Raw genomic sequence first — 21,440 nt, 5'->3', positions numbered from 1 at the left:
CGTCGCCGACTCCTAGAACCGGGTCCACGGGCCGAACCGCTCGAATGGCAGGTTGAGACCGTAGCTGAAGACGCCGACCGAAAAGATGGTCAAGGCAAGCGAGAGGGCGATCGCCCAGAGCGGCTTCATCCGGCTGGAGGCGAAACAGGCGATCAGCGCCGTGAAGAAGAGGGAGGGGACGAAGCCGAGGCCGCGCACCGTCAGCCCGAAGAAGATCGGCGCCGGCAGGATGAAGACGATGCCGCGGATGGCGATCGGCCCCATCGGCTCGCCGTGAACGCGCGCCGATTGCACCAGGATGATCAGGCCGAGCAGGATCAGCACGGCGGAGAGAACCAGCGGGAAATAGCCGGGGCCCATGCGGAAAGCAGTGCCGAGCTCGAGCCCGAGCGACTGCCAGGCGAAGAACAGCCCGACGGCCGTCAGAATGCCGCCGCACAGCGCGTTGGTCGTGTCGAAAGAGATGGATTTCATCGTTTCCCCATTATTTCCGTGTGCGCCGATCCCTTTTCCGAGGAGCGTGCCGCACCGGTTCTTGGCGAATATCTTCGCATGTTCTGCTGGCTGATGCATGTCGCCCGAAAGCGGGAAGCCGAGGCATCGCCTGTTGACAGCTGTCAACGCCGGTGCGGGCGCATCCTCGATAGGCGCCCGCACCGGATTGAAGGCCTGACGCGCGATCAGTCGGCGTACTGGCCGGCGGCCTCGATCACCGGCTTCCAGCGGGCGATCTCGCTTTCGAGCTTGGCCTTAAGCGCCGCCGGGGTTGCGTCGGCTTCGCTCGACGGCTCGGTGCCGAGCTCGCCGAAGCGGGCAACCACGTTCTCGTCCTTGAGTGCCTTCTGCAGCGACTTGGAGAGGCGGTCGGTGATTTCGGCCGGCGTGCCCTTCGGCGCATAGATGCCGTGCCAGATGCCGACCTGGAAGCCGGCAAGGCCCGCTTCCTCGGCGGTCGGCAGATCGGGGAAGATCTTGAGGCGCTGCGGCGAGGTCACCGCATAGGCCTTGATCGTGCCGCCCTGGATCTGCTTCGTCGTGTTCGTCGTCTGATCGCACATGATGTCGACCTGGCCGCCGAGCAGGTCGGTCATCGCCGGGCCGGTCCCTTTGTAGGGCACGGTCGTCAGCGGCGTTTCGATCGCGCTCATGAACATCATGCCGCAAAGATGCGACGCCGCGCCGATGCCGGCATTGGCGACCGTCACCGTGTCCTTGTTCGCCTTGACGTGTTCGATCAGGCCCTTGAGGTCGGTCGGCTCGAAATCCTTGCGGGCAACGATGGTCATCGGAACTTCGGTGACGAGGCCGACATATTCGAAGGCATTCAGCGTGTCATAGGCGAGCTTGCGATAGAGCGTCGCGCTGGTGGCCATGCCGATGTGGTGCAGAAGCAGCGTGTAGCCGTCCGGATCGGCCTGAGCGACGCGGCCGGCACCGAGCGTCCCGCCGGCGCCGCCGACATTCTCGACGATGATCTGCTGGCCGAGATCCTTCGACATGGACTCGGCGACGAGGCGGGCAACCGTATCGGTCGGGCCGCCGGCCGAGAACGGCACCACCATGGTGACCGTGCGCTCCGGATAGGTTTGGGCGTTCGCCGAAGCGGCCAAAAGGGAAACGGCGGCGGCTGCGCCCAGAAGCGCGTTAAGGATTTTCATCTTTTCCTCCCGGATGAAATTATCGACCAGCCGGCATGGTTCCTCCCGCCGGTTCTGGGTTCACCCATTAGCAAGCCGGATTTTAGCACAGACAACCGCTGCCCGACGCCGTTTCATGCATTTACCGACTATCGGCGCGTCAAATGGGTGGATTTGGAAACAAAAGCGCCTGTCGGTGGGTGGATTTCCGGACATCGAGCTTGCCGCGCCGGCAAGCCGGGGAAAGCCTCTCGTCAGAGCCCGGTGCGGTGTCTGAGATAAACTATCTCCGCCTCGGTCAGCGGCCGGCTTGCTCCCTTCGGCAGGTCGCCGAGGCGTATGTCGCCGATCGAGACGCGAAGGAGACGCAGGCACTCGAAGCCGAGCGCGTCGAGCATGCGGCGGATCTGGCGGTTGCGTCCTTCGTCAAGCTCCACCTCGATCCAGCTGTTCCTGTCTCCGCTTTTCAGGAGCTCGACCCGCACGGCGCGCAGCAGTTCGCCACCCTCCGTAACGCCTTCCAGCATCCGTGCGGCCATGGCCTCGCCGAAAATGCCGCGCACCTGAACATGGTATACCTTGCCGAGATGGGTCTCCGGATCGAGCAGTCGCTGCGCCAGAACCGTGTCGTTGGTGAAGAGCAGAAGCCCCTCGCTGGCCTTGTCGAGCCTGCCAACCGGCGAGAGGGACGGAACGTCGACATTGTCGAGGCAGCTGAAGACAGTCGGCCGGCCCTCGGGATCGTCGCGGGTGGTCACGAGGCCGCGCGGCTTGTTCAGCATGAGATAGACTCTGGCTTGCGCGGCAATGACGGTTCCGTCGACGGCGATTCTGTCCGTTTCGATGTCGACCCAATGGGAGAGATCCGTGATCTTCCGGCCGGCGACGCTGACACGCCCCTCGGCGATCAGCTTTTCGGCCTGCGTCCTCGAGCAGTAGCCGAGCTTCGAGAGCGCCCGGGCGAGCGTCACGCGCTTGCCGGGCAGTTCGCCGGCTTTCGCGCCTCCGATCCGCCTTTTCGCCGTAGGGTGGCGCTGTTTCACCGTTTCCGCCTCCGCGCTGTTGGATCGTGCCTCCTCTGACATAAATGGCGGTGGTAGGCCAGAGATCCGGCAGAGGTATCGGCTCCCTTTTCGGTGGTGGCGCGCCTCTTCTTCCCTTGCCTGCCGATCGTGGCCGGCTCATAAAAAGCGCCCATGGAAGCGGCGGGCAGATTTGTGGAGGAACTGGAGATGAGCGTGACGGGAGCTTGGGATTTCTGGGTGGATCGCGGCGGTACCTTCACCGACGTGGTCGGCCGCGATCCGGCGGGCGCCTTGCACGCGCTGAAGGTCCTTTCGGAAAATCCCGGCGCCTATCGCGATGCGGCGGTCCACGGCATCCGGCAGCATCTCGGCCTCGGCCCCCGCGATCCGGTTCCGGCGGGCGTGGTCGGCGAGGTCAGGATGGGCACCACGGTTGCCACCAATGCTTTGCTGGAGCGCAAGGGCGAGCGGCTGGCGCTCGTCACGACGCGCGGCTTCCGCGATGCGCTCAGGATCGGGTATCAGGAACGCAAGAAGATCTTCGCCACCGAAATCATCAAGCCCGAGGCGCTCTATTCGGAGATCGTCGAGCTCGACGAGCGGGTGCTCGCCGACGGCACGATCGAGCGGCCGCTCGACGAGGCGGCAGCGCGCCGGGCGCTCGAAGGCTTGAAAGCCAATGGCTACGGGGCGGTCGCTATCGTCCTGATGCACGCCTACAGATATCCCGCCCACGAGGCGATCGTCGCCCGCATCGCACGATCGATGGGATTCGAGCAGGTATCCGTCAGCCACGAGGTCTCGCCGCTCGTCAAATATGTCGGCCGTGGCGATACGACCGTGATCGACGCCTATCTCTCGCCCGTGCTCGGGCGCTATGTGGCGCAGGTTTCGGAAGAGCTGGACGTCGCCCGGTCCGGCGCCCGGCTCATGTTCATGATGTCGTCCGGCGGGCTTACGGCGGCAGAGATGTTCCAGGGCAAGGATGCGATCCTCTCGGGACCTGCGGGCGGTGTCGTCGGTCTGGCGCGGACGGGCGAGGCGGCCGGATTCGGCCGCGTGATCGGCTTCGACATGGGCGGAACCTCGACCGATGTCGCCCATTTCGACGGCGAGTACGAGCGCGCCTTCGAGACCGAGGTTGCCGGCGTGCGGGTGCGGGCGCCGATGATGCTGATCCACACGGTTGCCGCCGGCGGCGGCTCGGTCCTCCATTTCGACGGCGAGCGCTTCCGTGTCGGTCCGGATTCGGCCGGCGCCAATCCAGGTCCGGCCTGTTACCGCAACGGCGGACCGCTCGCCGTCACCGATGCGAATGTCATGCTCGGCAAGCTATTGCCGGAACACTTTCCGGCGATCTTCGGACCGGAACAGAATCTGCCGCTCGACGTGGAGACCGTGCGCGAGCGTTTCGTCGCGCTAGCGGCCGAGATCGGCGACGGGCGGAGCCCCGAGGACGTCGCCGACGGCTTCATCCGCATCGCGGTCGCCAACATGGTCGAGGCGATCAAGAAGATTTCCGTAAGCCGCGGCTATGACGTGACGCGCTATGCGCTCAACTGCTTCGGCGGCGCCGGCGGGCAACACGCCTGCCTGGTCGCCGACGCGCTCGGCATGAAGAGTATTCTCCTGCACCCGATGTCCGGGCTGCTCTCAGCCTATGGAATGGGCCTTGCCGATATTCGCGCAACGCGGCAGAAGGCGCTCGGGGCCGGTCTCGACGAGGCCGCACCGAGGGCGCTTGCCGCACTTGCCCGAACACTGCAATCGGAATGCCTGACGGAACTCGAGGCGCAGGGGATTTCCCGTGAGCGGATACGCACACATCTGCGCGCGCATATCCGCTATGCCGGAACCGACACGGTCCTGCCGGTGGAAGCGACCTTCCCGGATGAGGACGACCAGGCGCGGCTCCGCGGTGAATTCGAGCGTCTGCACAGGCGCCGCTTCGGATTCGTCGCCGAAAACAAGGCTCTGGTGATCGATGCGGTCGAGGTCGAAACGGTCGGCGGCGGGGCTGCGGAAATGGAAGCGGAAGGTCTTGCCGTGACGGCCGGAGATGTCGCCCCGAACCGGCGGACCCGCTTCTATTCGCAGGGTGCGTTTCACGACGCTCCGGTGGCGCTGCGTTCGCAAATCAGGCCCGGCCAGAAGCTCACCGGGCCCGCGATCATCATCGAAGCCAACCAGACGATCGTCGTCGAGGACGGCTGGCAGGCGGAACTGACGGCGAAAGACCATATCGTCCTTAGGCGGATCAAGGCGCTGCCCGAGCGCACCGCGATCGGCACGAAGGCCGATCCGGTCATGCTGGAGATCTTCAACAATCTCTTCATGTCGATTGCCGAGCAGATGGGGGTGACGCTGCAGAACACGGCCTATTCGGTCAACATCAAGGAGCGGCTCGATTTCTCCTGCGCGGTCTTCGACAACAGGGGAAATCTGGTCGCCAATGCGCCGCACATGCCGGTGCATCTGGGCTCCATGGACGCTTCGGTCGCGACCGCGATCCGTGAGAACCCGGTCATCCATCCCGGCGATGTGTTCCTGATCAATGCGCCCTACAACGGCGGCACGCATCTGCCGGACCTGACAGTATGCACGCCGGTCTTCGACGAGGAGGGCCACGAAATCCGCTTCTGGGTCGCAAGCCGCGGTCACCATGCGGATATCGGCGGTATCTCGCCGGGCTCGATGTCGCCGCTGGCCACCAATATCGAAGAGGAAGGCGTCTATATCGACAACTTCAAGCTCATCGACCGCGGCCGCTTCTGCGAGAACGAACTGGAGAGCCTCTTGAACGGAGCGCGCTATCCGGTGCGCAACATCCTCCAGAACGTCAACGATCTCAAGGCACAGGTCGCGGCCAACGAGAAGGGCGTGGCGGAACTCACGAAGATGATCGCGCAATTCGGAGAGGATGTGGTCGAGGCCTATATGGGTCACGTCCAGGACAATGCGGCCGAAAGCGTGCGCCGCGTGCTCGACCGATTGCCGGACGGCGAATTCTCCTACGAGATGGACCAGGGCTGCCGGATCGTCGTGAAGATCTCCATCGACCGCGAGAGCCGGGAAGCAACGGTCGACTTCACCGGAACGTCGCAACAGCGCTCGGATAATTTCAACGCGCCGGAGCCGGTGACGCGTGCCGCCGTGCTCTATGTCTTCCGGGTGCTGGTCGAGGCCGACATCCCGATGAATGCCGGCTGCCTGAGGCCTATCCGCATCGTCATTCCGCAAGGCACCATGCTTTCGCCGCGCTACCCAGCGGCGGTCGTCGCCGGCAATGTAGAGGTCAGTCAGGCGGTCACCAATTGCCTCTTCGGCGCGGTCGAGGCGCAGGCCGCCGCGCAGGGAACAATGAACAACCTGACTTTCGGAAACGCCGACTACCAGTATTACGAGACGATCTGCTCCGGCGCGCCGGCCGGCCCCGGCTATGACGGCGCCGATGCGGTTCACACGCACATGACCAATTCGCGCCTCACCGACCCGGAAATCCTGGAGACGCGCTTCCCGGTCGTGCTCGAAGACTTCCACATCCGCAAGGGCTCGGGCGGGCGCGGCAAGTGGTCGGCGGGCGACGGTACACAGAGGACGATCCGCGCGCGCGAGCGGCTGGATTTCGCGATCCTTTCCGGCCACCGCCGCATCCGGCCCTTCGGCCTGAAGGGCGGCGAGGCGGGGGAAACCGGCCGCAACTTTGTCCGCCGCAATGACGGCCGCATCGAAGAGCTGCCGGGCTCGGCTCATACGGTGCTCGAGGCGGGCGAGACTTTCACCGTCGTGACGCCGACGGGCGGAGGTTATGGGAAGGCTTCGTAACGTCAAAGCCTCACGGATCGCCCCTCTCTCCCGGTTATGACGGAAAGGGGATCCAAGAACGTGCGGCTTGCTCCTTACTCCCCGCCTGCGGGGAGAAAGTGGCGGTAGCCGGATGAGGGGCAGACTTCGAGTGTCCGCTCAAAGTGCTGCAAGGCAACGTTCGATGCGGCTCCAGGTGAGCCGGGCCGCCTCGGAGTCGTAATCGGCAAGCGTGGCGTCGGTATAAAGATGCCCGGCACCGGGATATATGAAGACTTCCAGTGCCACCGGCGTCCGCTCGGCATCAGCACGCCAGGCGGCGACCTCGTCTGCAGGCTCGAAGGTATCCGGGTCGGCGAGATGGACCTGCACCGGCAGCCCGCGACGTGCATTTGCCGGAATTTCGGCGATGCTGTGCAGAAAGAGAATTCCGGCCGCTTCGGGCCGCTTCGGCCACAGGCTGGCGGCGACAGCAGCGCCCATGGAAAAACCGCCGAGAACGGCATCGGCAGCCAGATCCGCGACCGCCCGCTCGGCGCGCTCGCAAAGGGTGCTCCAGCCGATCTCTTCCTTCAGGGCAAAGCCCTCCTCCATCGAGGAAGCAACCCGGCCTTCGTAGAGGTCGGGCGTGAACACCTCGTGGCCTGCGACAGTGAGGCGCTCGGCGACGCCCCTCTCGAACGGGCGCAGGCCATAGACGGAATGGAAAAGGATCACTGTCGTCACGGCACGGTTCCCTGGGCTGTTGGCGCAGGATGCACTTGATCACGCGGAGCCAGCGACGGCAACGGTGCATCCATGACCTGCAGTCCGTTTCGAAGAAGCGATGGCGGCGCCCCCGAGGGAGGAGAAAGGGCGCCGCCTGTCGGTCGACTCTTCGGGGAGGGGGGAGGGAATGACGAGCCGACCCTCTTACGCTTCCAGTCGCTTCGGGCAAAAGCGACCGCGTCTAACGTCTCGCCCGGCGGATGGTTCCGAGAAATCGTGACATGTGACGGGACGTTCGGCGCCGTAGACGGAAGAAGAGCGGGAATGCTCGAAGCGAGGGTCGCAGAGCGATACAGTTGGGGCTGGGGCGTCTTCGCTCTGCGACCCTCGCGCGCCCGGGCGGCAGTTGGGGCTTTCCGTTATCCCGAGAACGCGCAACCACCGGCATAGGTTATGGGAACTCGGCACGCAACGGTCCTAGGACCTATGGCCGGAAGCGTCGGACTAAGGTCTTAGAGCATTTCCAGGAAAAGGGCGCAGCTTCAATGATCTAGACGGGAACGGCAGTGGAGTATTTGACGCTCTTCAACGCGAAGTGAGACGACGAGTTCGCCACTGCCTCGTGGGTGAGGATGCCGCGCATCAGCAGGCGCTCGTAGTCGGCGACATCAGCAACGAGGACCCGTAGCAGGTAATCCCAGTCGCCCGACATGGAATAGCATTCGAGAACTTCCTCGTGGCTTTCCACGAAGCGTTCGAAATTTCGGCGCGCAACCGGATCATGGGACTTCATGCGCACCTGGCAGAAGACGTTCAATCCGCGTCCGACCATGTCGGGATTGACGAGGCTCACGGTCTTGACCAGCACCCCCGCCGTCTCGAGCGCCTTGATGCGCCGCCAGCAGGAGGCCGGCGAGGCACCGACCGCCTCCGCCAAGGCTGCATGGCTGATGTCGCCCCGGTCCTGGAGGATCCCCAGAATCTTTCGGTCGATCGCGTCGAGATTGAATGAATTCATCATGAATCCCTCGAATCCGAAACAGCTTCATCAAAGCCTAGCCAAAAAACGACCAGATTGAAACCGTTTTGCGCTTCGAGCGGCGTAGTCTTGATCTCGGAGGACTGGAGGAGACCCTGATGGCCCAGGCCGCACTCAAAAAAGACCGGCGCAACGCACCGGACGAGAGCATCGAATGGAAGAAGGTCGTGCAACTTCTGCTTCTGTCGCGCGCCCTCGACGAGATGGAAGAGCAGCGCCTGGTCCCGGAGAAGAAGGTCCTCTACCAATTTTCGGCCCGCGGGCATGACATGGCCCAGATTCTCCTGGGGCTTCACCTCACGGGCAGGCATGATGCGGCATGCGGCTATTATCGCTCGCGCCCGCTGCTGCTCGCGCTCGGCGTCGATCCGGCGGACGCGCTCGGCTCGGCGATGGGGCGCGCGGGCGGATATTCCGACGGCCGGGATATCGGTGTCGTTTTCAACTATCCCAACCCGCACGGCGCCTCCGCCCTGCCGATGTGCGGCGGCGTGGGCACCCAGTACACGCCGACGGCCGGCTGGGCGCAGGCGATCACCTATTTCAGCGAAGTTCTCGGAAAAGAGGAATATCGGAAGGATGTTGCCGTCGTGCTGGGCGGTGACGGTTCCGTTGCCTCCAACGGCTTCTGGTCCGCTCTGACGATCGCGACGACGCAGGGCCTGCCGCTGCTCTTCTATATCGAAGACAACGGCTTCGGCATCTCCGTTCCCTCGAGCTTCCAGACACCCGAAGGCAATATTGCCGGCAATCTCGCCGGCTGGAAAAACTTGACCGTTCTCGACGGCGACGGCTCGGATCCCGAAGAGGCCGCCCGGCTGACGAAGGGCGCCGTGGAACTGGTGCGCGAAGGGCGGATGCCGGTGCTGCTCAGGCTCGAGGTGCCGCGCCTCGAAGGGCACAGCTTCCAGGATACCCAGACCTACAAGAGCGAGGAGCTCGTCAGGAGCGAATGGGCACACGATCCTCTGCCGCGGTTGAGGGACTATCTCGTCCCCGCCCTGTTGAGTTCAGAGGAATGGAACGAAGCTGCGAGAGATGCGAAGGCTGCCGCCGAACGGGCGCGCATGGAGGCCGAATCCCGGCCGGTCGCCGACCCCGAAACCGTCACCAGCAATGTCTTCTTCGAAGGCCAGATGCAGGTCATGGGCGGACAGCACTCTGCCGGCTACCGTCCGCCGGAAACGACGGAAACCGCGACGGGCGACGGCCAGAGGATCAACATGGTGACGGCGATCCGCCGCACGCTTGATCACGAGATGTCGGTGAACGAGCGGGTCGTCCTCTTCGGCGAGGATATCGGCCCGAAGGGCGGCGTCCATGCCGTGACCCTCGGGCTGCAGGAGAAATACGGTACCGCCCGCGTCTTCGACACGTCGCTCTCGGAGGAGGGCATCATCGGCCGGGCGGTGGGCATGGCGCTCGCGGGGCTCGTGCCGGTGCCGGAAATCCAGTTCCGCAAATATGCCGAGCCCGCGATCGAGCAGCTCAACGATTGCGGCACGATCCGCTGGCGGACCAGCAACCGCTTCGCCGCCCCGATCGTCGTGCGGATGGCGGGGGGATTCTTCAAATGCGGCGATCCGTGGCACAGCCAGACGAACGAGGTCGCCTTCGTCCACCAGCCCGGCTGGAAGATCGCCGTTCCCTCCAATGCCGAGGACGCCGTCGGGCTCCTGCGCACCGCCTTGCGCGGCAACGACCCGGTGATTTTCTTCGAGCACCGGGCCATGCTCGACCATCCCTGGGCGCGGCGGCCCTATCCCGGCGATGCCTTCGCCCTGCCTTTCGGCAAGGCGAAGTTCACGCGTGAAGGACGCGACATCACCATCGTCACCTGGGGGGCCATGGTGCCGCGTTGCGAAGAGGCGGCCGAGGGGATCTCCGCCGATGTGATCGATCTGAGAACCCTGATGCCCTGGGACAGGAAAGCGGTCATCGCTTCCGTGCGCCGCACCCGCCGGTGCCTCATCGTCCACGAGGACCTCGCAACGGCGGGTTTCGGCGCGGAGATTGCCGCAGCGGTCGCCGACGAAGCCTTCATCGATCTCGACGCGCCGATCTCGCGTCTCACCATGCCGGATATTCCCAGCCCTCATAATCCCGTCCTGCTCGACTGGGCGGTTCCATCGACGGAACGCATACGCCAGAAGATCACCGACCTTCTGGAGTTCTGAGCATGGGCGATCTCATCGACATTCAGGCTCCGCTGGAGCAGGAGGGGACCAAAGCGGTCGTCCGCAATTGGCTAAGGAAGATCGGCGAGACGGTCAAATCGGGCGATCCGCTGGTCGAGCTCGAGACCGACAAGGTGACCCAGGAGGTGTCGGCGCCCGCCGACGGGGTGCTCGCGGAAATCCTGATGCGAAATGGCGACGATGCCCCGCCCGGCGCCGTTCTCGGCCGGATCGGCAGCGAGGCTGCCGGGGCGGGACACGCGCCGCATTACTCGCCGGCCGTGCGGCATGCAGCGGAAGAATATGGCCTGGATCCGGCCACCGTCACCGGCACCGGCAGGGGTGGTCGCGTCACGCGCGCCGACATGGACAGGGCGTTTACGGCCCGGCAGGAAGGCACTGCTTCGGTCGCGGCTGAGGTTGGCGACAGGGGAGCGGCACCGAAGTCGCGCAGGATACCCCATAGCGCCATGCGTGCCGCGATCGCCGAACATATGCTCACCTCCGTCACGACGGCGCCGCATGTGACGGCGGTGTTCGAGGCCGATTTCTCGGCGGTGATGCGCCATCGGGACGAACATGGGAAGAGGCTTGCGGCTGACGGCGCCCAGCTCTCCTATACGGCTTATGTGGTTTCGGCCTGCGTGGCGGCGATGCGCGCGGTCCCCGAGGTCAACAGCCGCTGGCACGAGGATGCGCTCGAAACATTCGACGACATTAATATCGGCGTGGGTATTTCCCTCGGGGACAAGGGCCTGGTCGTGCCGGTCCTCCATCGGGCGCAGGACCTGTCGCTTGCCGAGATTGCGGCCCGGCTGCGGGACCTGACGACACGCGCGCGTTCGAACGCGCTCTCCCGCGCGGACGTGACGGGCGGCACCTTCACCATTTCCAATCATGGCGTCTCCGGATCGCTGCTCGCGGCGCCGATCATTATCAACCAGCCGCAATCGGCGATCCTGGGCGTGGGCAAGCTCGACAAGCGGGTGGTCGTGCGCGAGGTGGACGGCGCCGACACGATCCAGATACGCCCGATGGCCTATGTGTCGCTGACGATCGACCATCGTGCGCTGGACGGCCACCAGACCAATGCGTGGCTGACGCATTTCGTCCGCGTGATCGAGACCTGGCCGACTGATCGGGGCCGATTACAGGCCACAGATTAAAGAACTTTGCGCGTCTGATAAGACGCGCGGCTGTAAATGACCCTCCCGGCCCCTGATAGTCGCCCAAAACGGCGATTGAAATCGATTACATTTTCTGGCTTCATGTGCCGGCAAGATTTGGGAGGATCTTATGAAGAAACTTATCGCATTTGCGCTGGGCACCGTCGCGTCCATCGTCCTGTCGGCATCCGCTCACGCCGAGACCTTTAAAATAGGTCTCTCCAACGGCTGGGTCGGCAGCGAGTGGCGCACCCAGATGATCGACGAGGCGAAGGCCGCCGCTGCGGAATGGAAGGAAAAAGGCGTCGACGTCGAGGTCTCCGTCCAGAGCGCCAATGTCGACGTACCCGGGCAGATCGCGCATATCCGCAACTTCATCGCGGAAGGGGTGAACGCCATCATCGTCAACCCCAACAGCCCGACCGCCTTCGATCCGATCTTCGCCCAGGCGAAGGAAGCCGGCATCCTGGTGATCGCCACCGACGCGGAAGTCTCTTCGCCCGATGCCATCTATGTCGGCATCGACCAGACCGCCTGGGGTGCCGCGGGCGCCAAGTGGCTCGCCGAAACGCTCGGCGGCAAGGGCAAGGTGGTTGCGATCAACGGCGTCGCCGGCCATCCGGCGAACGAGATGCGCGTCGCCGGCTACAAGAGCGTCTTCAAGGATTATCCGGATATCCAGGTCGTCAACGAGGTCAATGCCAACTGGGACCAGGCGCAGGGCCAGCAGGCGATGCAGAACATTCTTGCCACCTATCCGGACATCAACGGCGTGCTGGTGCAGGACGGCATGGCGGCCGGCGCCTGGAAATCGATCATGGACGCCGGCAAGGCCGGCGAAATCGCGGCGACGGGCGAAATCCGCAAGGACTTCATCGACCTCTGGATCAAGGAAAAGCTGAACTCGGGAGCGACCGTGAATCCGCCCGGCGTCATGGCGAGTGCCCTCAACGTCGCCGTGCTGATGCTGCAGGGCAAGGAACTGAAGGAGCCGGCAAAGGCCGGACAATACGGCAACGCGCTTTACCTGCCGATTCCCTTCATCGACTCGAAGAACGTGGCGGAGGCCGCAAAGCAGCTCGAGGGCAAGCCCGGCTATTATTCCTATACGAGCTCGCTTTCGATCGAGGAGGCGGAAGCGCTGTTCAAGTGAGCCTTCGGCAGGGCGCTGAGGCATTGCGCGTCCCGTTGGGCGCGCATGCTCCCGGTAACACTTTGTCTTGCTGCATGTTTCTATCCCTAAATCCGCCAGGATTTGAGGAAACATAAAGTAGCCGATCCCGGCCAGCGCCCGCCAAACCGAAGCGAACGGACGAGTTTCCATGTCGAAATTGAAACTGAGCGGCGTGAGCAAGGCTTACGGCGCGACCCTGGCGGTCCGCCGTGGCGATCTTGAGCTCATGGCCGGCGAGGTCCATGTCCTGATGGGTTCCAACGGCTCGGGAAAAAGCACCCTCTGCAAGATCATTGCGGGCAGCGTGCGGCCCGATGGCGGCAGGATCCTGGTCGACGACCAGCCGGTGACGATCAGCGGACCGCGCTCGGCGCGAGCCCACGGCATCGGCATCTTCTATCAGGAACTCAGCCTCGCCGCGCACCGCTCGGTCGAGGAAAACATCTCGCTCGGCAAGCTGCCGGTCAAATCGCGGGTCTTCATCGACCGCTGGGAACTCCGGCAGCGCGCGGCGCGCTATATCGGCCTTTTCGACGGCGTCTGCGGCGAAGGGTTTTCCGCCGACACACTCGTCGGCAACCTGCGCCCCGACCAGCGTCAGCTCGTCGAGATCATGAAGGCGCTCGCCAGCGAGGCGCCGCTCCTCATCTTCGACGAGCCGACCTCGGCGCTCGACCGAGCCCAGGTGGAACGCTTCTTCGAAATCCTGCGCGATCTCAAACGTCGCGGGCGCGGCATCATCTTCATTTCGCACCGCATGGACGAGATCAAGGCGATCGGCGATCGCGTCACCATCATTCGCGACGGCGAGACCATCACCACGCTCAACCTGGGCGACACGGATCCGGCAACCGTGATCCGGCTGATGGTCGGCGGTGCCGGCGACATGCCGGCGACGCAATCGTCAGTGCCGGCGGTGGTGGAGGGTGAAGGAGGCGCCGCGCTGACGGTGCGCGATCTTTCCGGCCGCGGTTTCCGCAATGTGAGTTTCGAGGTTGGCCGCGGCGAGATTCTCGGCTTCGGCGGGCTGCACGGCCAGGGCCAATCGGCGGTGCTCAGAGCGATCTTCGGCGCCGGCTCGATCGCGTCGGGCGAAATCCTCATCGGCGACAGCCGCTTCGACGCTTCGAACCCGCGTGACGCGATCCGGCGCGGCTGCGCCTATGTCTCCGGCGACCGCAGCCGCGACGGCGTCATCAGCGGAAGACCGATCATCGAGAACGTCACGCCGATCCACTATCTGCGCGACCGGCTGATGATCGCTCGGCCGGGCAAGCTGCGCGACAGGGTGGCGCCGGCGCTGGAAAGCATGCACACCAAATTCGCGAGCCTCTTCCACCCGATCGGTTCGCTTTCGGGCGGCAATCAACAGAAGGTGATCATCGCCCGCTGGCTGATCGACCGCCCCGACGTGCTGCTGCTCGACGACCCGACCAAGGGCATCGACCTGTCCGCCAAGGCGGACCTCTTCGCGCTGATCCGGCAACTGGCGGCGGAGGGGCTCGGCATTGTCCTCTATTCTTCCGAGGATGCCGAACTGCTCGGCAACGCCAACCGCATTCTCGTCTTCAACGGCGGATCGGTCAGCCGGGAGCTCACGGGGGCGGACCGCACCCGCTACAATCTATATCAAGCCGCTTACGAGGCCGCGTGATGGCAGAGACCGCAACCGTCCCGACATACCGGCGCGCCGGCGGCATCGGCAGGCTGCTGGAGCGCTATCCTTTCCTACCCGCGCTCGTGATCGTCGCCGTACTCCTTCTCCTCAACGGCTTCTTTTCGCCGAACAGCCTGACATTTCGGGCTCTGACCGGGCTGCTCAGCACCTATATGGCGCTGATCCTGCTCGCGATCGCACAGACCTACGTCGTCTATGCCGGCGATATCGACCTCTCTGCCGGCGCGATCCTCTCGCTGGTCAATGTCGCGATCGTGGTTCTGATGGAACGCTGGGGAGGGGGGGCCGGCGCGGTGTTCCTGGCGCTGGCCATAGGTCTCCTGCTCGGGCTGGCCTGCGGGCTCGTGAACGGCCTCGTCGTCGCGGCTTTGCGGCTGCAGGCGATCGTCGCGACCTTCGCGACCAGCATCTTCTTCACGGGCCTTGCGCTTTACATCCTGCCCGTTGCCGGCACCCCGGCGCCGGCGCTCTTCTGGCGCACCTATGGCGGCCGGCTTTTCGGGGTTCCCTTCGTCTTCTACATCCTGGCGGCCCTCGTCATCCTCCTCGCTGTGATGAGCCGCACCAGGCTGGTCACGCAACTGCTTGCCGTCGGCGACGACCAGCAGTCGGCCTACCAGACCGGGCTGCCTGTCATAGCGACCCGGATCAAGGGCTATGTGCTCTGCGGCCTCTTCTCCGCGCTCGCCGCCTTCTGCATCACAGGCGATACTGCAAGCGGCGATCCGCTGGTCGGCGGCAAGATGACGCTCTACAGCGTCGCGGCGGTCGTGCTCGGGGGCAGCGCGCTCTCCGGCGGCTGGGGCACCGTCGTCGGCTCGCTGCTCGGGGCGCTGACGATAGGGCTCATCAACTCGGTCGTCTTTTTCATGGGCACGCCGTCCGAGTGGCAGAACTTCGTGCAGGGCCTCGCGATCCTCCTCGTGCTGATGGCGGGCGTGCTTGCCGGCAGGAGGGCGCGCTCATGAGCCGAGTGGTGTCCTTCGTCCGACAGCCGATCGTCGTCGCGCTCGTGCTCATCGTGCTGCTCCTCTATCTCGGCGAGGCGCTGTCGCCGGGCTTTGCGACCGGCGGCCAGATCCTGAGGCTCCTGATCGTCGCCTCGCTGCTCGGCATCGTCGCGGCCGGTCAGAACGTCGTCATCCTCGGCGGACGCGAAGGAATCGATCTCTCGGTCGGCGGCGTCGTCTCGCTCTCGGCCATCCTCGCGGGCAACGTCATGAACGGCGCCGATGGCGGCATCTTGCCGGCCGTCGCCGCCTGTCTTGCGGCCGGCGCCTTCTTCGGCCTCCTGAACGGGCTCGGCGTCACGCTTCTCAGAATCCCGCCGCTGGTGATGACGCTCGGAATGCTGGGCGTGCTGCAGGGGCTTCTCGTCGTCATCCGGATGGGAATTCCCTCCGGCCAGGCCGCGCCCGCGCTCTCGCGCTTCGTCACGCAACCGCTCGCCTATGGCATTCCCGGCATCATCTGGCTCTGGATCGTGATCGGCATCCTGATGGCGCTCATGCTCAACCGCACCGTCTTCGGCCACCGCATCTATGCGATCGGCTCGAACGAGCACGCGGCCTACATGGCCGGCGTGCCGGTCAAGCTGGTCCGCATCGCGCTCTTCATGATCTCCGGCATGTTCGCCGCGATCGCCGGCCTCTGCCTGCTCGGCTATTCCGGCACGTCTTTCGCCAATGTCGGCGAGCAGTACATGCTCCCCTCGATCATCGCGGTCGTCTTCGGCGGCACATCGCTTGCCGGGGGCAAGGGCGGCTACACCGGCACCATGGCGGGCGCGGTCCTGCTGGTCATCCTGCAGAGCATCCTGACGACGATCAACATCGAGGAGTCCGGACGCCAGATGGTGTTCGGCGCGACGCTGCTCCTGCTCATGATGTTCTATGGGCGCGGCCGGGCGATGCGCGCATGAGGAACCGGCCGAAGATCAAGGACATTGCCGAGAAGGCGGGCGTGTCGGTGGCCACCGTCTCGCGCGCCCTGGCCGCTTCGACGCTGGTGACCGCCGAGACGCGCCAGCGCGTGCTCGACCTGGCGCGCGAGCTCGACTACCGGCCGAATGTCAGCGCCCGGAACCTGCGCACCCGCAGGTCCATGACGGTGCTGATGGTCGTACGCGACGTCGGCAATCCCTTCTACCTCGACATCCTCAAGGGCGTCGAAGCGACGGCGCGCGAAGCCGGCTATGCCGTGCTGATGGGCAATACCGAGGACGACCCGGCCCGCGAGACCGAATATTTCAACATGCTGCGCGACGGGCATGCCGACGGCATGATCCTGATGACCGGCAAGTTGCCGCCTGACGGCGGCTGGAACCATCTGCCCGTGGTGGTGGCGCTGGAAATGATCGAGGGCTCGGGCCTGCCGCATGTGCAGGTCGACAATGTCGCCGCGGCCCGCGGTGCCGTCGAGCACCTGATTTCACTCGGCCATCGGAGGATCGCTCATATATCCGGGCCGGTGCCCGAGCCGATGAGCGTCTATCGGCGGGAGGGGTATCGCCTGGCGATGCGCGCTGCCGGGCTGACGGTTCCAGCCGGCTACGAGGTGCGGGGCGACTTCCTGATCGAAAGCGGCGGGGAATGCTGCCGCTCGCTCTTCTCTCTTTCCGATCCGCCGACCGCGCTCTTCGTCGCCAATGACGAAATGGCCTATGGTGCCATCCACGAGCTGAGACGGATCGGACGCGACGTGCCGGGCGACGTTTCGGTCGTCGGCTTCGACGATCTCTATCTGAGCAAGGCCTTCTATCCGCCGCTGACGACGGTCGTCCAGCCTCGCTCCGAGATCGGCCGCACCGCCATGGCGGTGCTCCTTGGAATTCTGGCGGGCGGCTCGGAGGGAGCCGAACCGATCCTGCTGCCCACGGTCCTGAAGGTACGGGGCAGTACGGCGCCGCCACTTATCTGAAAGCACATGCGGGCGGCTGGAAGCGTCGCCGCTGGACGTCGGGGAGGAAAGAATGACCACATTACCGAAACAGACCCTGCGAGTGGGCTTCGTCGGCACCGGCTTTATCGCGCATTTCCACCTGAAATCGCTCATCGGAGTACGCAATGTCGAGGTGACCGGCGTCTACAGCCGCAATCCCGAAAACCGCGCACGCTTCGTGAGCGAAGTCGGGGCGCTCGACCTCGGCGCGTGCCGTGCGCATGAAAGTCTCGAATCGCTCCTGTCCGCCGGCGACGTCGACGCGGTCTGGATTCTGTCGCCGAACTACACGCGGCTCGACGTCATGCGGACGCTCCACGGGGAGATCAAGGCGGGACGCAGCAAGATCTTCGCCGTCGCCTGCGAGAAGCCGCTTGCGCGCACCGTAGCGGAGGCACGCGAGATGCTGCACCTGGCCGAGGATGCGGGTCTCAACCATGGCTATCTCGAAAACCAGGTCTTCTGCACGCCGGTGCTGCGAGGCAAGGAGATCATTTGGCGGCGCGCCGCCTCGACCACCGGCCGGCCCTATCTCGCACGCGCCGCGGAAGAACATGCCGGTCCGCACGAGCCCTGGTTCTGGCAGGGCGACAAGCAGGGCGGTGGGGTGCTTTCCGATATGATGTGCCACAGCGTCGAGGTGGCGCGCCATCTGCTCACGGCGCCCGGCGCACCTCGAAATTCGTTGAAGGTCAAATCGGTGAACGGCACGGTCGCGAACCTCAAATGGACGCGGGCCGGCTATGCCGATGAGCTGCGCCGCCGCTTCGGTGAGGATGTCGACTACCGTCGGCGCCCTTCGGAGGATTTCGCCCGGGCGACCGTGATGCTGGAGGACGAGGAGGGCAACGAACTGATGATCGAGGCAACGACCTCCTGGGCCTATGTCGGCGCCGGCCTGCGCATTCAGCTCGAGCTCCTCGGCCCCGAATATGCGCTGGAGTACAATTCGCTCGGCACCGGCTTGAAGATCTTCCTGTCGCGGGCCGTGCAGGGCACAGAGGGCGAGGACCTCGTCGAAAAGCAGAATGCCGAGCAGGGCCTGATGCCGGTGCTGGAGGACGAAGCCGGCGTCTACGGCTATACGGACGAAAACCGCCACATGGTCGAATGCTTCCGCAAGGGGATAAAGCCGCTCGAAACCTTCGAGGACGGCCTGGCGGTCGTCGAAATCCTGATGGGCCTCTACCGCTCCGCCGAGATCGGCGCGACGCTGCATTTCCCGGCGCCGGAGCTCGAAAACTATATTCCCGTCGTGGCGCGCGTGGGGGCGTGAACGGCCGTTGAGACGCCGCCTGACGACGCCACGCCTCCGAGGGCTCTGGATTACGATGTAGGTTGGATCGACCTAAAACATGAACCTGAGCGATTCCGATAAGTTGAAACGCTGGATGAAGGCGGAAAGCCGCACAGGTTTCCTCATCCCGTTCTGGTAGACGGGGCGGCGGCCGCAGCGTATCGTGCGAGAAGTTCACCGGTCTTCGTCGGGGCGAAGATATCGTCCAACAGCAGGTGGGCGGCGCCGTACAGAGCGCTGTCGTCTTGGATGCTGGACAGCTCTATCGAGAGGTTTCTGGTGGCGAGCGGCAGGCAGCGCTGATAGACGAGCTCGCGGATGCCCGACAGCAGCAAATCGCCGCCGCGCGCCAGAGTACCGCCGACGACGATCAGGCTCGGATTGATGATGCTCACCGCATCCGAAATGACCTCGCCGACCGTTCGCCCGGCAGCGCGCAGCAGCATCAGTGCCTCTGGCTTGCGCTGTTCGACGAGGTCGAGCACATCGCGGGCGGTTTCGGCGCGAAAGCCGCGGGAGGAGAGGTCGCGGGCGATCGCCCAGCCGGCGGCGCGCGCCTCCACGCAGCCGAATTTGCCGCAACGGCAGAGCGGTGCGTCATCCGACAGGAACTGGATGTGGCCGATGTCGCCGGCAGCGCCCTGGGCGCCGCGGAAAAGGCGTCCGCCTGCGATCAGGCCGCTGCCGATGCCCGTGCCGACCTTCACGAAGAGCATGTCCTCAACGGTCGGCAAGCGACGCTTGTGCTCGCAGATCGTCATCAGGTTCACGTCGTTCTCGACATAGACCGGCACTGAAAACCGGGTGTTGAGACGGCCGATGATGTCGAATTCGTCCCAGCCGGGCAACACCGATGGGCCGACCACGCAGCCGCGCTTGAAATCCACCGGCGTCGGCAGGCTGAGCCCGATGCCGAGGAGGAAACCATGCGTCTTTTCGGCCCCTGCCGCCAGCGCGGCGAAGGCTTGGCCAATCTGCTCCAGCGTCACCTCGGGGCCGCTTGCCACGCAAAAGGGCAGCGTCGTCTGGGAGATGATCGCCGGCTTCAGATCCATGGCGGCGAGATGGATGTGCGTCTCACCGACATTGGCGACCAGCAGAAAGCCGCTCGTGGCGTTGATCGCGAGCACACGCGTCGGCCGTCCGCCGCTGGGCAGGGTCTCCTCGGTCTCGCGTACCAGCCCGCTGGCGAGGAGCGCGCTCAGCCGCTGCGTCACCGTCGCCCGCGACAAGCCGGAGGCGGCCAGCAGTTCGGCGCGCGAGACGGCGCTGCCGGTCGCGATGAGGGAAAAGATACCTCCGGCGCCTTCCAGAGTGGGTCTGTCGGGCCCCTGTACCGGCCGTGCCATGCAAAACTCCGTATTCGGCCCGGTTTAGCGGCAAAGCGGCGCGCGAGAAAGCACCGAACCTCAGAGATCATAACTTATGGGAAATAAGATACATAAGTCCTCCCTGGCGTTTATCCGCATCGCTGCCTCTGACGCGCGTCCGTTCTCATCGGGTAATCGTTCCGCGAGAACCTCGTCGCCCGTTTTGTATAAAAATATACATAAGATTGGCGATATTAAGTTGACTTTATCTAAAATGGCTGAGTTAATCCCTGTGGCCTTTGAGGAGAGGCCGTCCACGCCGAAAGAGCCGGAGGGGTTCATGGCGTCTTTGGATTTGGGAGGAGGATCTAATGGCACTTCACAATATTAGCGCGTCCTCGCGCTCTGCCGTCCTGCGGGGCGGCATCGCCGCCGGCGTACTCGTTTTCGGCCTCGCCTTCGGCCCGGGCTCCGCCGCCGCCAGCGAGGTAATCGTCGGACTGGTCACGAAAACCGAGGTCAATCCTTTCTTCGTCAAGATGCGCCAGGCGGCCGAGGCGCGTGCCAAGGAGAAGGGCGTGAAGCTGATCGCCCGCGCCGGCAAGTTCGACGGCGATAACGAAGGACAGGTCGCCGCCATCGAGGACCTGATCAGCGCCGGTGCCAAGGGCATCCTGGTCACGCCGAACAATTCTTCCGGCATGCTCGACATCATCAAGAAGGCCCGCGATGCCGGCGTGCTGGTGATCGCGCTTGATACGGCGACCGATCCGGCCGATGCGGTCGACGCCACCTTCGCCACGGACAATTTCGAGGCCGGCGTGCAGCAGGGCGCCTACGCCCGCAAGGCGATGGGCGACAAGCAGGCGGTCGTCGCAATGCTGGACGGCACGCCCGGCGGTACGGTCGATACGTTCCGCCACGACGGTTACCTGAAGGGCTTCGGAATAGCCGAGGGTGACCCTTCCATAGCAGGCGCGGCCATCACCAATGGTGCGCAGGACAAGGGTCAGATCGGCATGGAGAATTTGCTCTCCAAGAACGGCGAGATCAACGCCGTCTACACGATCAACGAGCCAGCGGCGGCCGGCGCCTATGCGGCGCTCAAAGCCTTCGGCAAGGAAGGTGACGTGATGCTGACCTCGATCGACGGCGGCTGTGCCGGCGTGCGCGACGTCAAGGACGGCAAGATCGCCGCGACGGTGATGCAGTTCCCCTACAAGATGGCGACCATGGGCGTCGACGCGGTGGTGGAATATGCGGCTACCGGCAAGAAGCCGAGCGGATTCGTCAACACCGGTTCCGTCCTCATTTCCGACAAGCCGGTCGAAGGGCTGGATTCGAAAGATACCTCCTGGGGCCTCGAAAACTGCTGGGGCGACTGATCCGCTACCACGGCGGGATCGCGCGACGCCCTGCGCCGCAGCGATCCCGCGGGCGAACGGCCGCGCAACAAAACCCTGAGGCACGGGACGTCCATGAACA

At 64.6% G+C, this 21,440-nt stretch carries 16 protein-coding genes; 10 read left to right on the top strand and 6 right to left on the bottom strand.

Translation table 11 applies throughout. The annotated features are described in order from the left end of the window. Positions 1-12 precede the first annotated feature (12 nt). The 3 genes from AC6CIG_RS03300 to AC6CIG_RS03290 all read right to left on the bottom strand — a co-directional run bounded on the left by AC6CIG_RS03300 (position 13) and on the right by AC6CIG_RS03290 (position 2,722). Positions 13-474: a tripartite tricarboxylate transporter TctB family protein gene (locus AC6CIG_RS03300; protein WP_100671026.1), complete on the bottom strand. Its 462-nt coding sequence runs from the start codon at positions 472-474 to the stop codon at positions 13-15. 206 nt (positions 475-680) lie between these two features. After that, on the bottom strand, positions 681-1,658 hold the full coding sequence (locus AC6CIG_RS03295) for a tripartite tricarboxylate transporter substrate binding protein BugD (protein WP_102761521.1): 978 nt from the start codon (positions 1,656-1,658) through the stop codon (positions 681-683). 233 nt (positions 1,659-1,891) lie between these two features. After that, complete coding sequence (locus tag AC6CIG_RS03290; protein WP_164866744.1) at positions 1,892-2,722, bottom strand: pseudouridine synthase; 831 nt, start codon at positions 2,720-2,722, stop codon at positions 1,892-1,894. Positions 2,723-2,869: 147 nt separating this feature from the next. Here AC6CIG_RS03290 and AC6CIG_RS03285 point away from each other — a divergent pair, with 147 nt between their 5' ends. Beyond that, the gene (locus AC6CIG_RS03285; protein WP_102761522.1) at positions 2,870-6,487 is read left to right on the top strand and encodes a hydantoinase B/oxoprolinase family protein; all 3,618 of its coding nucleotides are present in this window, start codon (positions 2,870-2,872) and stop codon (positions 6,485-6,487) included. Positions 6,488-6,625: 138 nt separating this feature from the next. On the opposite strand, the gene AC6CIG_RS03280 is transcribed toward AC6CIG_RS03285, so the two are convergent. Continuing rightward, the gene (locus tag AC6CIG_RS03280) at positions 6,626-7,192 is read right to left on the bottom strand and encodes a dienelactone hydrolase family protein (protein WP_102761523.1); all 567 of its coding nucleotides are present in this window, start codon (positions 7,190-7,192) and stop codon (positions 6,626-6,628) included. Positions 7,193-7,724: 532 nt separating this feature from the next. Beyond that, entirely contained in the window at positions 7,725-8,195 is a 471-nt protein-coding gene (locus AC6CIG_RS03275) for an Lrp/AsnC family transcriptional regulator (RefSeq protein WP_102761524.1), read from the bottom strand. Between the two features lie 116 nt (positions 8,196-8,311). Here AC6CIG_RS03275 and AC6CIG_RS03270 point away from each other — a divergent pair, with 116 nt between their 5' ends. From AC6CIG_RS03270 to AC6CIG_RS03235, 8 genes are all read left to right on the top strand, one after another. Further along, positions 8,312-10,390 carry a dehydrogenase E1 component subunit alpha/beta gene (locus AC6CIG_RS03270; RefSeq protein WP_498322298.1) on the top strand — a complete coding sequence of 693 codons (2,079 nt, stop codon included), beginning with the start codon at positions 8,312-8,314 and terminating at the stop codon, positions 10,388-10,390. Positions 10,391-10,392: 2 nt separating this feature from the next. Continuing rightward, on the top strand, positions 10,393-11,556 hold the full coding sequence (locus AC6CIG_RS03265) for a dihydrolipoamide acetyltransferase family protein (RefSeq protein ID WP_102761526.1): 1,164 nt from the start codon (positions 10,393-10,395) through the stop codon (positions 11,554-11,556). Positions 11,557-11,686: 130 nt separating this feature from the next. Further along, on the top strand, positions 11,687-12,709 hold the full coding sequence (locus AC6CIG_RS03260; RefSeq protein ID WP_018096043.1) for an ABC transporter substrate-binding protein: 1,023 nt from the start codon (positions 11,687-11,689) through the stop codon (positions 12,707-12,709). A gap of 169 nt (positions 12,710-12,878) precedes the next feature. Next, on the top strand, positions 12,879-14,384 hold the full coding sequence (locus AC6CIG_RS03255; RefSeq protein ID WP_102761527.1) for a sugar ABC transporter ATP-binding protein: 1,506 nt from the start codon (positions 12,879-12,881) through the stop codon (positions 14,382-14,384). Beyond that, positions 14,384-15,376 (top strand): ABC transporter permease, encoded by a 993-nt coding sequence (locus tag AC6CIG_RS03250; RefSeq protein WP_102761528.1) that lies wholly within the window; start codon positions 14,384-14,386, stop codon positions 15,374-15,376. Before AC6CIG_RS03255 ends, AC6CIG_RS03250 begins: the two co-directional genes overlap by 1 nt. Next, positions 15,373-16,329, top strand: coding sequence for an ABC transporter permease (locus AC6CIG_RS03245; RefSeq protein WP_018096046.1), 957 nt, complete (start codon positions 15,373-15,375; stop codon positions 16,327-16,329). Before AC6CIG_RS03250 ends, AC6CIG_RS03245 begins: the two co-directional genes overlap by 4 nt. Beyond that, entirely contained in the window at positions 16,326-17,327 is a 1,002-nt protein-coding gene (locus tag AC6CIG_RS03240) for a LacI family DNA-binding transcriptional regulator (protein ID WP_102761529.1), read from the top strand. Before AC6CIG_RS03245 ends, AC6CIG_RS03240 begins: the two co-directional genes overlap by 4 nt. Before the next feature lie 52 nt (positions 17,328-17,379). Continuing rightward, positions 17,380-18,624, top strand: coding sequence for a Gfo/Idh/MocA family protein (locus AC6CIG_RS03235; protein WP_102761530.1), 1,245 nt, complete (start codon positions 17,380-17,382; stop codon positions 18,622-18,624). 143 nt (positions 18,625-18,767) lie between these two features. Here the strand turns inward: AC6CIG_RS03235 and AC6CIG_RS03230 are convergent, their stop codons facing one another. After that, the gene (locus tag AC6CIG_RS03230; protein ID WP_102761531.1) at positions 18,768-19,994 is read right to left on the bottom strand and encodes an ROK family transcriptional regulator; all 1,227 of its coding nucleotides are present in this window, start codon (positions 19,992-19,994) and stop codon (positions 18,768-18,770) included. 332 nt (positions 19,995-20,326) lie between these two features. On the opposite strand from AC6CIG_RS03230, the gene AC6CIG_RS03225 reads away from it, so the two are divergent. After that, positions 20,327-21,340, top strand: a complete 1,014-nt coding sequence (locus AC6CIG_RS03225; protein ID WP_102761532.1) for a substrate-binding domain-containing protein — start codon at positions 20,327-20,329, stop codon at positions 21,338-21,340. Positions 21,341-21,440 lie beyond the last annotated feature (100 nt).

The organism is Sinorhizobium sp. GQ132, from assembly GCF_059758575.1.
This window is presented reverse-complemented; position numbering and strand designations above follow the sequence as displayed.